This is a genomic window from Nocardioides sp. TRM66260-LWL, assembly GCF_020075545.1.
In the GTDB taxonomy this organism is placed as follows: Bacteria; Actinomycetota; Actinomycetes; order Propionibacteriales; family Nocardioidaceae; genus Nocardioides.
This window is the reverse complement of record NZ_JAIQZK010000001.1, coordinates 317,329-329,250: the sequence shown is the minus strand read 5'-3', so window position 1 is coordinate 329,250 and position 11,922 is coordinate 317,329. Positions and strand designations below refer to the sequence as shown.

At 74.0% G+C, this 11,922-nt stretch carries 12 protein-coding genes; 1 reads left to right on the top strand and 11 read right to left on the bottom strand.

What is annotated here, in order from left to right:
- Positions 1-34: 34 nt before the first annotated feature.
- The 5 genes from K8Z61_RS01635 to rpsB form a co-directional block, all read right to left on the bottom strand.
- The gene (locus K8Z61_RS01635) at positions 35-904 is read right to left on the bottom strand and encodes a phosphatidate cytidylyltransferase (RefSeq protein ID WP_224126323.1); all 870 of its coding nucleotides are present in this window, start codon (positions 902-904) and stop codon (positions 35-37) included.
- 24 nt (positions 905-928) lie between these two features.
- Positions 929-1,483: a ribosome recycling factor gene (gene frr / locus K8Z61_RS01630; RefSeq protein WP_224127568.1), complete on the bottom strand. Its 555-nt coding sequence runs from the start codon at positions 1,481-1,483 to the stop codon at positions 929-931.
- Positions 1,484-1,550: 67 nt separating this feature from the next.
- Complete coding sequence (pyrH, locus tag K8Z61_RS01625) at positions 1,551-2,261, bottom strand: UMP kinase (protein ID WP_224126322.1); 711 nt, start codon at positions 2,259-2,261, stop codon at positions 1,551-1,553.
- A gap of 178 nt (positions 2,262-2,439) precedes the next feature.
- Entirely contained in the window at positions 2,440-3,249 is an 810-nt protein-coding gene (gene tsf / locus K8Z61_RS01620) for a translation elongation factor Ts (RefSeq protein WP_224126321.1), read from the bottom strand.
- A 39-nt stretch (positions 3,250-3,288) separates the two neighbouring features.
- Positions 3,289-4,209 carry a 30S ribosomal protein S2 gene (gene rpsB / locus K8Z61_RS01615; RefSeq protein WP_224126320.1) on the bottom strand — a complete coding sequence of 307 codons (921 nt, stop codon included), beginning with the start codon at positions 4,207-4,209 and terminating at the stop codon, positions 3,289-3,291.
- 415 nt (positions 4,210-4,624) lie between these two features.
- On the opposite strand from rpsB, the gene K8Z61_RS01610 reads away from it, so the two are divergent.
- On the top strand, positions 4,625-5,326 hold the full coding sequence (locus K8Z61_RS01610) for a murein hydrolase activator EnvC (protein ID WP_224126319.1): 702 nt from the start codon (positions 4,625-4,627) through the stop codon (positions 5,324-5,326).
- A 37-nt stretch (positions 5,327-5,363) separates the two neighbouring features.
- Here K8Z61_RS01610 and K8Z61_RS01605 read toward each other — a convergent pair whose 3' ends face one another.
- The 6 genes from K8Z61_RS01605 to K8Z61_RS01580 form a co-directional block, all read right to left on the bottom strand.
- On the bottom strand, positions 5,364-6,293 hold the full coding sequence (locus K8Z61_RS01605; protein WP_224126318.1) for a tyrosine recombinase XerC: 930 nt from the start codon (positions 6,291-6,293) through the stop codon (positions 5,364-5,366).
- 47 nt (positions 6,294-6,340) lie between these two features.
- Entirely contained in the window at positions 6,341-7,471 is a 1,131-nt protein-coding gene (gene dprA, locus K8Z61_RS01600; RefSeq protein WP_224126317.1) for a DNA-processing protein DprA, read from the bottom strand.
- On the bottom strand, positions 7,468-9,087 hold the full coding sequence (locus K8Z61_RS01595; protein ID WP_224126316.1) for a YifB family Mg chelatase-like AAA ATPase: 1,620 nt from the start codon (positions 9,085-9,087) through the stop codon (positions 7,468-7,470). Before K8Z61_RS01595 ends, dprA begins: the two co-directional genes overlap by 4 nt.
- Complete coding sequence (locus tag K8Z61_RS01590) at positions 9,087-9,506, bottom strand: YraN family protein (RefSeq protein ID WP_224126315.1); 420 nt, start codon at positions 9,504-9,506, stop codon at positions 9,087-9,089. The genes K8Z61_RS01595 and K8Z61_RS01590 overlap by 1 nt, the downstream gene beginning before the upstream one ends.
- A 135-nt stretch (positions 9,507-9,641) precedes the next feature.
- Positions 9,642-11,417, bottom strand: a complete 1,776-nt coding sequence (locus tag K8Z61_RS01585) for a pilus assembly protein TadG-related protein (protein WP_224126314.1) — start codon at positions 11,415-11,417, stop codon at positions 9,642-9,644.
- Positions 11,417-11,920, bottom strand: coding sequence for a TadE/TadG family type IV pilus assembly protein (locus K8Z61_RS01580; RefSeq protein ID WP_224126313.1), 504 nt, complete (start codon positions 11,918-11,920; stop codon positions 11,417-11,419). The genes K8Z61_RS01585 and K8Z61_RS01580 overlap by 1 nt, the downstream gene beginning before the upstream one ends.
- Positions 11,921-11,922 lie beyond the last annotated feature (2 nt).

The window sequence follows — 11,922 nt, the reverse complement described above, 5'->3', positions numbered from 1 at the left end:
CTGGCGGCGCGCGGGCTGCGCGTCGGGAGCCGGCTCAGAAGACGGCATAGTGCAGCAGGAGCCAGATCGGGGCGATCGTCGCGAGCAGGGAGTCGAGGCGGTCCATCAGCCCACCGTGCCCCGGGACGATCTGGCTCATGTCCTTGATGCCGAGGTCGCGCTTGATCACCGACTCGCACAGGTCGCCGAGCGTCGCCATGACCACGGCGATGAGCCCGAGAGCCACGCCCACCCACCAGTCGCCGTCGAGCAGCCACACGACCAGCGCGACGCCCGCGCCGACGGTGGCGAGGACGGAGCCGGCGAAGCCCTCCCAGGACTTCTTCGGCGAGATGACCGGGGCCATCGGGTGGCGTCCGAACAGCACGCCCGCGACGTAGCCGCCGATGTCGGAGGCGATCGTGACCAGGATGAACGCGATGATGCCGGCGACGCCGTCGTCGCGCAGGCCGCCGCCGGTGCGGCCGCCCTCGGAGAGCATCAGGGCGACGAACGAGCCCAGGAACGGCACGTAGACCAGCGTGAACACCGAGGCGGTGGCGTTCATGACGTAGCCGTCGATGCCGCGGCGCAGCAGCCACAGCATGATCGCCAGCGCGGTGACCGCCGTCGCCGTCACCAGCGCCGGCGGACCCCACAGGTAGGCCACCAGCGTCATGACGACGCCGCCGACCATGAGCGGCTGCTCGGGCAGGTCGATGCCCTTCGCCGAGAAGCCCTTGTGCAGCTCCCAGACCGCGCCGACGACCGCCGCGGCGACGATCAGCATGAACAGCGCCTTGGCGAACAGCAGCGACGCCGCGATCGACACCAGCAGGACGGCAGCGGACGCGAACGCGGCCCGCAGGTCGCGTCCGGCCCGGCCGTGGTCCTTCTGCGGCGGCGCCGTGGTCTGCCCGGTCATCGGGAGGGGAGGTGGTCGAGGCGGTCAGACCTCGAGCAGCTCCGCCTCCTTGCTCTTGAGCATCTCGTCGATCGCGTCGGTGTGCTTCTTGGTCATCGCGTCGAGCCGCTTCTCGGCGCCGGTGACGTCGTCCTGGCCGACCTCGCCGTCCTTCTCGAGCTTCTCCAGGCCCTGCTTGCCGCTGCGGCGCAGGTTGCGGACGGCGACGCGGCCATCCTCGGCCTTGCCCTTCGCGACCTTGATGAACTCCTTGCGGCGCTCCTCGGTGAGCTCGGGGAACACACAGCGCAGCACCTTGCCGTCGTTGGCGGGGTTGATGCCGAGGTCGGAGTCGCGGATCGCGCGCTCGATGTTGCCCATGGCACCGACGTCGAAGGGCTGGATCAGGATGATCCGGGCCTCGGGGGCGGTGAAGGACGCGAGCTGCTGCAGCGGGGTCGGCGAGCCGTAGTAGTCGACGACGATCTTGTTGAACATGCTCGGGTGGGCCCGGCCGGCGCGGATCGCCGCGAACTCCTCGCGGGTGGCCTCCACCGACTTGCTCATCTTGGCGTCGGTCTCGCTGAGGATGTCGTTGATCAACGGATGCTCCTGAGTCGGTGGCGTCGGTGCCGGGTGCGGGTGGTGCTGCGTGCCGGAGTGCCGGTCACGGGTGGACCAGCGTCCCGATCCTCTCACCCTGCACCGCGGCGAGGATGCTGCCCTCGACGTCCATGCCGAAGACGATCATCGGCAGGCGGTTCTCGCTGCACAGGGTGAAGGCGGTCTGGTCCATGATCGCCAGGCCCTCGGCGATGGCGCGGTCGTAGGTGAGGTCGTCGTACTTGGTGGCCGTGGGGTCCTTGCGCGGGTCGGCGGAGTAGACGCCGTCGACGCCGCTCTTGGCCACGAGCACGACCTCGCAGCGGCTCTCCAGGGCTCGCTGCACCGCGACGGTGTCGGTGGAGAAGAACGGCATGCCCATGCCGGCGCCGAAGATGACGACGCGGCCCTTCTCCATGTGCCGGATCGCCCGACGCGGGATGTACGGCTCGGCGACCTGGCCCATGGTGATGGCGGTCTGGACGCGGGTCTCGACGCCCATCTTCTCGAGGAAGTCCTGCAGCGCCAGGCAGTTCATGACGATGCCGAGCATGCCCATGTAGTCGGCGCGCACGCGGTCCATGCCGCGCTGCTGCAGCTCGGCGCCGCGGAAGAAGTTGCCACCGCCGGTGACGACCGCGATCTGCGTGCCCGTGCGGGCCACCCCGGCGATCTCGGCGGCGATCTTCTGCACGACGTCGGGATCGACGCCGACGTTGCCGCCGCCGAACACCTCACCCGACAGCTTGAGCAGCACACGCTGATATCCGGTCACTCGTCCCGTCCCCTCGTCCGACCCTCGCGTCGCAGCGACCCTATCGCCCGCTCAGCCACGGTCGGCACGCGGACCTCGCCCCGGCCCTCGCCCCCGACGACACGGGCCCGGACGCGGACGAGCCGGCCGCCCCCTGGGGACGGCCGGCTCGGCACGGTGCTGCGGGTGCGACCTCGGGTCAGGCGCCGACCTCGAAGCGGGCGAAGCGGGTGACGCTCGTGCCCGCGGCGTCGAGGACCTGCTTGACCGACTTCTTCGCCTCGAAGACCGACTCCTGGTCGAGCAGGACGATCTCCTTGAAGAAGGCGTTGATCCGGCCCTCGACGATCTTCGCGACCGCCGCCTCCGGCTTGCCCTCCTCGAGGGTCTTCTTGGTGAGCACGTCGCGCTCGGCCTCGACGACCTCGGCCGGGACCTGGTCGCTGGTGAGGAACTGCGCCTTGAGGGCGGCGGCCTGCTGCGCGGCCTGGCGGGCCGCGGCCTCGTCGCCGGTGTACTCCACCAGGACGCCGAGGGTCGGGGGCAGGTCGGTGGCCTTCTTGTGCAGGTAGGCCACGGTGGTGCCCTCGAAGTAGGCGACCTGGCCCAGCTCGATCTTCTCGCCGATGGTGATCGCGAGCTCCTGGACGGTCTCGCCGACGGTCTTCTCGCCGAGCGAGACGGCCTTGAGGGCCTCGGCGTCGCCGACCTTGTGGGCGTCGGCGGCGTCGGCGATCTGCTGCGCGGCCGCGACGAACGCCTCGTTCTTGGCCACGAAGTCGGTCTCGGCGAGCAGGCTGACGATCGCGTTGCCCGAGGTGGCGACGAGACCGGCGGAGGTCTCGCGCTCGGCGCCGCGGGCGGCCGCCTTCGCGGCGCCCTTGACGCGGAGCAGCTCGACCGCCTTGTCGAAGTCGCCGTCGGACTCGTCGAGCGCCTTCTTGCAGTCCATCATTCCGGCCTGCGTCGTCTCACGGAGCTTCTTGACGTCGGCAGCGGTGTAGGCCATGTGGGGTCCTATCGGATCGGTGCGGAACGGGTCGGGTGCTCAGGCCTCGGCGGGGGCGTCGGCCGGAGCCTCGGCCTGGGCCTCGCCGGCCTGCTCGGCGGCGGCCGTGGCGGCCTCGCCCTCGGAGGACGCGCCGGTGGCGGCCTCGGCGGCCGGGGCCGCGTCGGCGGAGGTGGCGGTCTCGGCGGCCTGCTCGGCGTCGCCGGCGAGGAGCTCGCGCTCCCACTCGGCCAGCGGCTCCTCGGGGGCCTCGGCACCGGCCTTGGCGCCGGAGCGGGCGATGAGGCCCTCGGCGACGGCGTCGGCGACGACCCGGGTCAGCAGGCCGACGGCGCGGATGGCGTCGTCGTTGCCCGGGATCGGGAAGTCGACCTCGTCGGGGTCGCAGTTGGTGTCGAGGATGCCGATGATCGGGATCCGGAGCTTCCGGGCCTCCTCGACCGCCAGGTGCTCCTTCTTGGTGTCGACGATCCACACCGCGGAGGGCGTGCGGCTCATCTCGCGGATGCCGCCGAGGGTCTTCTCGAGCTTGTCGCGCTCCCGCTTCATCTGCAGGAGCTCCTTCTTGGTGCGACCCGACCCGGCGACGTTGTCGAAGTCGACGTCGTCGAGCTCCTTGAGGCGGTTGATCCGCTGGTGCACGGTCGTGAAGTTGGTGAGCATGCCGCCGAGCCAGCGCTGGTTGACGTAGGGCATGCCGACGCGCGTCGCCTGCTCGGCGATGGCCTCCTGCGCCTGCTTCTTGGTGCCGACGAACATCACGGTGCCGCCCTTGGCGACGGTCTCCTTGATGAACGCGTAGGAGCGGTCGATGTAGGCCAGCGACTGCTGCAGGTCGATGATGTAGATGCCGTTGCGCTCGGTCATGATGAAGCGCTTCATCTTCGGGTTCCAGCGACGCGTCTGGTGACCGAAGTGGACGCCGCTCTCGAGGAGCTGGCGCATGGTGACGACTGCCATGGGTGTTCTCTCCTGGGATGGCCCGGCGCCGTGTGCGCGTCCTTCGCACCCGCGCTCGCGGGCAGGACGCACCGGCGCGTCGGGCCGGTGGTGGGTTTTCAGTTGCTGCCGGACGACGGGTGCCGAACGGCCCTGATGCCTGCGCGCGGCCCGACCCGCTGGTGCGGGACCGAGGGCCGACGCCCACGGGCGATCGGCTCCCGGAGAGGGAGCCGGCGTGGTCGGCAGGCATGCGGTGTCGACCCTGACGGGTCGCGCCCGCCAGCCTACGGGAGCGCGCGGGCCGCAGCCCAATCGCTGACGCGGGCGGCGGACGCGGGCCGGCGGCCGTCCACAGCCGGTGCGGCGACGCCGCGCTCCACCGATCCGCCCCGGGGCCTGCCGTCCACCGACCTCGCCCGGGCAGGGTCGCCGCATGGCTCCGCGCACGACGTCCCGGTCCCCGGCCCGTACGAGGGTCCGCTCGCGGCTCGACGCCCCGGCGGTCCGCCTCCTCGCCGCGGCGCTGGTCGGCACGGTCGCCTGCGCGCCGACGTCCGCGCGCGCCGACGGGCCGGCGCCCGCCGGAGGGGCGTCCTGGCCGCTGGCGCCGAGCGAGGTCGTCCGCCGGTTCGAGGCACCGCCCGACCCGTATGCCGCCGGGCACCGTGGCGTCGACCTGCTCGGCCGCACCGGCGACCCGGTGCACGCGGCGCGGGCGGGCCGCGTGCTGTTCGCCGGTCCGCTCGCGGGGCGCGGGGTGCTCGTCGTCGGGCACGACGACGGCACCCGCACGACCTACGAGCCGGTCGCCGCGGCCGTCGCCCGCGGGGACGCGGTGCCCGAGGGCGCGCTCATCGGCCGGCTGGAGGCGGCTCCGTCGCACTGCGCCCCGCGAGCCTGCCTGCACTGGGGCTGGCGGCGGGGTGAGACCTACCTCGATCCGCTGACGCTGCTCGGCGCAGGTCCGGTGCGGCTGCTGCCGCTGGACGGCGGCCGCCCGACCCGAGCGCTCACCGGGTCGTCGCGCTCCGCTCCCGCGCCCACTCCGACGCCAACCCCGACGGACGTGCTCGGCTCGGCGCTGACCGCGTCGGCCCCGGGTCTCGGGTTCGGCGTCGTGCCTGCGGCCCCGTGACTCGCTGACTCCCTGGCGCCCGGACTCCCCCGTGGCGTCAGGCGCGGGGATGCGCCTGCCGGTACGCCCGCCGCAGCCGATCGGTGCTGACGTGGGTGTAGAGCTGAGTGGTCGCGAGCGAGGCGTGGCCGAGCAGCTCCTGCACCGACCGGAGGTCCGCGCCGCCCTCGAGCAGATGCGTCGCGGCGGAGTGGCGCAGACCGTGCGGGCCGATGTCGGGAGCGCCGGGCACTTGGGCGATCCGCTGGTGCACGAGCCGGCGCACGGCGCGCTGGTCGAGCCGGGCCCCGCGGACGCCGAGGAGCAGCGCGGGGCCCGAGTCCGGGCGCGCCAGCGCCGGCCGGCCCACGCCGAGCCAGGCCTCGACCGCCCGGGCCGCCGGGGCGCCGTAGGGCACCGTGCGCTCCTTGTCGCCCTTGCCGATCACCCGGGCGAGGCGGCGCTCCCGATCGAGGTCGTCGACGTCGAGGCCGACCAGCTCGCCCACGCGCACGCCCGTGGCGTAAAGCAGCTCCAGCACCGCGACGTCACGGAGCCCGGTGGGGCCGTCGTCCTCGGCCGCGGCGGCGATGGCGCCGGCGATGAGGTCCGACGCCTCGTCGGGCCGCAGGACCGCCGGCAGCTCGCGGTGGGCCTTCGGGCGGGCGAGCGCGGCCCCCGCGTCGACGCTCGCGCGTCCAGAGCGGGCGAGCCAGGCCGTGAACACCCGCGCCGAGCTGGATCGTCGGGCCAGCGTGGTGCGGGCCCGGCCGGTGGTCTGCTGCAGGGCCAGCCAGCTGCGCAGCGTCCGTAGGTCGAGCTCGGCAGGGTCGGTCTGACCGAGCCGGCCGGCATGGCCTGCGAGCGAGGCGAGATCGACCAGGTAGGCGCGCACGGTGTGCTCGGACAGCCCGCGCTCGTGTCGCAGGTGGCGCTCGTAGTCCGCGAGCGTGGCCGCCCAGGCCTCGGCGACCGTGGGCTCGTCCATGCCGCCTGAGTCTAGGAACCGCGACGCGCGCGCCGTGGGCGACGCGCTCACACCAGCGCGGCCGGCGTGAGGTGCCAGCGATCGTCACGACGCTCGAGCAGGCCGAGGGTCTCCAGCCGCTCCAGCTCCACGACGACGGTGTCCTCGGCGAGACCGGCCGCCCGGGCCAGCCCCAGGACCGAGTCGCTGCCCCGGATGGGCACGGCGTCGAGCAGCTGCGCCTGGGCCGTGGTGACCAGATCGCGCGGTCGGTCGGCGCCGCGCGCGGGAGCCTGGAGGTGCGCGCCGGCCGAGCCGACCAGCTCGAGGACGTCCGCGACGTCGGTGACGAGCTGCGCGCCGCCCGCGCGGATCAGCTGGTGGACGCCCTGGCTGGCGGCGCTGCTCACCGGCCCCGGGACGCCCATGAGCAGGCGGTTGAGCCGTCCGGCCCAGTTGGCGGTGTTCAGCGCGCCGCTGCGCACGGCGGCCTCGACCACGACGGTGCCCGCGGTCAGCGCCGCGATCAGCCGGTTGCGGGCCAGGAACCGGACCCGCATGGGCGCGGCGCCGACCGGCGCCTCGGAGACGACCAGCTGCGACGCGGCGAGGTGCTCGAGCAGGGCGCGGTGCGCCTCGGGGTAGACGCGATCGACGCCGCAGGCCAGCACGGCCAGCGTCGCTCCCCCGCCGCCCAGCGCGCCGCGGTGGGCGGCGAGGTCGATGCCGAACGCCGCGCCCGACACGACGCCGCGGCCCTCGCGAGCCAGCCCCGCGGCGAGGTCGCCGGCGACCTGCACCCCGTAGGTCGTGGCCGAGCGGGCGCCGACGATCGCCAGCGAGCGCGACCACGCGTCCAGCCGCCCCGGCCCTCGCACCCACAGGCCCAGCGGCACGCCGCCCCGGCCGTGGAGCGGCTCGGCCAGCGCGAGGTCGTCGAGCCCGCTGGGCCACTCGTCGTCGCCGGGCATGACGAAGCGGATGCCGAGGCGATGGGCCTGCTCGAGATCGCGGCGGGGCTCGACCTCGGCCAGCCGGGGCCCGAGGTCGTGCAGCTGCGGGAGGCGGGTGCGGGTCAGGAGGGCGTCGTAGACCTCGACGGCGCCGAGCTCGGCGACCAGGCGGGCGGTCGGCAGATGCCCGGGCTCGACGAGCCGGCTCAGCGCGACCCGCGCCAGCCGCTCGGCCTCCGCGCTCATCCGGCACGCTCCGCGAGCGTGGCGACGAGCAGCGGGGAGCCGGCGCGCAGCCGCAGCGCGACGTCGAGCTCGTCCGGTCCGGGTGGCGCGGTGGCCTCCTGGGGATCGTGGCCCGCCGAGACCGCGGCGAGGTCGGCGACCGTCCATGCCAGGCGGTGCACGCGCACCGCGCCGCGGCCGGTGAGGCGGCCGTCGTAGACCCAGGCGTCCAGCGCCGTGGCCGCCGTGGGCGTCAGCGGCCACTCCTCGCGCAGCAGGGGTCCCGGCACGTGGCCGTTGAGCCGCCACCCGCACCCGGCGTAGCGACGGCCCTGACGCTCCCGAGCGGCGGTGACCCGGGCGCGGACGACGGACGAGGGCTCGGGCCGCGCCAGCGGGTCGTTGCGCTCGTGCGGGCGCAGGCCCTCGACGTGACGGGTGATGTCGACGCGGTCCAGCAGCGGCCCCGACAGGCGCGAGCGGTACGAGCGGCGCACCGACTCGCGGCAGGTGCAGCGGTTCTGCCCGGCCGCGACGCGGTACTCGCCGCACGGGCACGGGTTCGCCGCGAGCACCAGCAGCGTGCGGGCCGGGAGCGTGACCATCTCGTCGCGTCGCGCGATCGTGATGTCGCCGCTCTCCAGCGGCTGCCGCAGGGCCTCCAGGACGTCGAGCCGGAACAGGGGGAACTCGTCGAGGAACAGGACGCCGGTGTGCGCACGGCTGAGCTCCCCCGGGGTCACCTGGCCGGAGCCGCCTCCGACGATCGCGGCCTTGGACGCGTCGTGGTGCGGCGCCGCATAGGGCGGACGCCGGACCAGGCCGGTCGTGGCGTCGAGCGCCCCGACCAGCGAGCGCAGCGTCGTGGCCTCGAGGCTCTCCTCGGGGTCGAGGTCGGGCAGGATCGTCGGGATCCGCTCCGCCAGGCTGGTCTTGCCCGCGCCCTTCGGCCCCATCAGCAGCAGGTGGTGGCCACCGGCGGCGGCGACCTCGGCGGCGTAGCGCGCATCGGCCATGCCCGCGAGATCGACGAGGTCGACCTCCTCGACGCGCCCGCTGCCGCGCCAGCTCAGCACCCCGGTGGCCGAGCGGTCGGCCACCGGCGCGGCCGTGGGCACCGCCTCGCCGCTGAGCAGCGCGACGACCTGGCCCAGGGACCGGGCACCGATCACGGCGACCCCCGGCACCAGCGAGGCCTCCTCGGTCTGGGGCTCGGGCACGATCACCGTGTGGGCGCCGCGGCCCACGGCGGCCAGCACCATCGGCAGCACCCCGACGGCAGGACGCAGCCCGCCGTCGAGCGTGAGCTCGCCGATGAGGACGACGCCGTCGAGCACCTCGGGGTCGAGGGCTCCGTCGGCGGCCAGCACCGCGATGGCGATGGCGAGATCGAGGTGGCTGCCGCGCTTGGGCAGGTCGGCCGGGGCCAGCAGCACCGTGACCCGCTTGGTGGACGGCCAGGCCAGATCGGAGTTGAGGACCGCCATCCGGCAGCGGTCGCGGGCCTCCTGCAGGGCGGTGTCGGCGCGGCCGACCAGGGTGAAGCCGACCTGCCCGGGCGAGACGTCGGCCTGCACGTCGATGAGGTGGCCGACCGCGCCGTCGAGGACGACGCAGCGGGAGCGGGCGACGGGCATCAGACCAGCCCCCGCACGTGCTCGAGCACGGAGGGCCCGCGCCGCGGCCGCAGGACGGCGACGAGGTCGACGCGCACCTCGGGCGCCCGGACGCCGTGGGCCTGCTGCCACTCCTCGGCCAGCCGGAGCAGCCGGGCCAGCTTCGCCGGGGTGACCGCCTCGTGCGGGGTGCCGCGGAGCACGGTGGCGCGGGTCTTCACCTCGACGACGACGAGCACGTCGCCCTCGCGGGCGACCAGGTCGAGCTCGCCGGACGGACCGCGCCAGTTCGCGTCGAGCACCACCAGCCCGGCCTGCTCCAGATGGCGTCGGGCGAGGGCCTCGCCGTGGCGGCCGAGCGCGACGCGACGCAGGTCGGGGACGGGGCGGACGGCTCGCGGCGCGGGCTCGGACGGGGTCGCGGGGACGGGACGTGGCATGGCAGGCCTCCTTCGGAGCCCTCAGCCTCGTGCGGGCGCCCGCCGCGTCCCAGGGGTGACGGGCGATCTGGGGAGGACGCCGTCAGCGGCACGCCTGTGGACGCCGGGTGGCTCGGGGCCGCCGACGTCCGACCCTCACTGCCGCAGGATCGGGGTGGAGCAGGAGAGCGGCGGCGTGGAGTCGACGATGACGTCCGCTCCGCCCACCCGCACGCCGAGCAGGTTGGTCAGCGGCGCCACGAGCGCCGAGTTCACCCCGGTGATGAGTGGCGAGACGACCGAGGAGATCACCGGGTTCAGGATGCTGTCGAGCTGGGCCGTCGACAGCGTGATCGGCAGCCCGAGCAGCGTCGCCGTGACGGCGGTGCCGACCTTGGCCGTCGTGCTCCCGAGGGTGAGGTCGCCCGTGCCGGTGGAGTAGACGGTGTCGAAGGCCTGCGGCGGGATCGTGATCGTGAAGGTGGTCGAGGTCGGGCTCACCTGCGTCGACACGGTGACGTTCGTGGTGATGTCGACGCTGACCAGGCCGACCAGCCCGGCCAGGCTCACGGAGCCCTGGACCCGCAGCGGCACCGAGATCGACGAGGTGAGCAGGCCGTTGTCCATCGCCAGGGTCAGGCCCTGCGCGGTCGAGGAGCCGCTGAGGCAGCGCACCGAGGTGAGGGTCGCGGAGGTCGGGGCGAGGTTGACCGCGATCTGCACGGGCCGCCCCGACGGCGAGCCCGCCGAGACCGTGCCCACGAGCGGGATCGTGATGGTCGAGCCCGCGAGATTCGAGCTCAGCGTCACCGACGCCTGCGAGGTGCCGGGCGGGGTCGCGGTGGTCTCCTGGGCGCCGATGCGTCCGCAGTACTTCATGATGTTCTGGATGACCTTGACCTGCGCGGTCGCGGTCGCCAGTCCGGGCAGCGACGTCGACACCGGCAGGCTCACCAGGTTCGAGCCGTTGATCAGGAACGCCGAGCCCGCCACGAGGTCGAGCAGGTTCGTGGACGCGCTGACGGCGGCGTTCGAGCCGGTGCCGAGCGCCAGGAGGCTGCCGATCGCGAAGGTGGCGGTCGAGGAGACCGACGCGGCGAGCGTGTTGAGCAGCGTGACGTTCGCGGTCTGGCCGTTCTTCGTCAGCACCTGGGCGAGGGCCAGGTAGAACGAGCGGTAGGAGACGGTCGTCGTGGCGAGCTGGTCGACGGTGCCGACGCCGAGCGCGACGGCGAGGTCGCTGAGGTCGATCGCCGTCGAGGCCAGGCCCGAATAGCCCGCGGCCGTCAGGTTGAGGTTGGAGTTGATCGCGCTGAGCAGCGGGTTCAGCAGGGTCGAGCTGCCGGAGCGGACCGCCGCCGCGTAGGTGCCGATCTGGAAGCAGGCCGAGGAGTCGGTGACGGCCACCGACGAGCGGTTCGCCGCGCCGGTGCCGGGGGCGAAGGCGAAGGCGAGCCTCGTGCCGGCCGTGACCCGCGTCGCCGAGGGGATGTCCTCGGCGGTGGTGATGCTGATCGAGCCGACCGTGGCGCCGCCGGCGGTGTACGACACCGAGCCCGACGGCGTGAAGACGCCGCCCGCGTACTGCCCGATCTCGACCTTCACCGTCGGCGGGTCGCCGATGGTGGCGGTGTTGCGGCTGACGGAGGAGACGATCGCGGCCTTGAAGGTGGCATCGCCGAGCAGGGCGGCGGAGGTCTGACCGGCCAGCAGCCGCGCGATGTCGAGCGAGACGACGTCGGCCAGGGCCTGCATGTCGCTGCGTGCGACCCGCTGACGCCCGAGGTCGACGGCGAACGCGGTCGAGCCGACGAGGACGACCAGCAGCGTCGCGACGATCGGGATGATCGCGCCCCGCTCGTCGCGGCGGGTCGGACGCACGAGCGGCACCAGGAGCGTCAGCAGCGTCCGCAGGGCCTGCAGGCGCCGCATCAGCTCACCCCCGCGACCGCGGTGTAGCCGAGCTTGGGCGGCAGGACCGCGCCGACGCCGGGGAACGACGGGATGAGCGGGTTGGCGGCGTAGAGGTGGTTGACGTTGACCGAGATGCAGTCGGGCACCGCGGTGGTCTGGGAGGGGGTCGCGGAGCTCACCGACGAGCAGTCGTAGACGCCGACCGCGCAGCTGCCGACCGTCGTCGTGCCGCGCAGCAGGCTGCCGGACGTCGCGGCGCCGCTGATCGAGCACGAGACGCCGTAGCTCTGCAGCGAGTTGTTGAGCGAGGTGACCGCGGCGGCCACCTTCTGCGCCGAGGTGCTCGAGGCCGGCAGCACGGCGGCGGCGCGGGCGGCCTCCGCGGCGCCCTGGCTCAGGGACTGCCGGTAGCTGAGCATGTAGCCGTAGCTGATGATCCCGAAGAGGATCAGGAAGAGCAGCGGTGCGACGAGGGCGAACTCCACCGCGGCCGCGCCCCGCTCGTCGGGGCGGCGCCTCACTC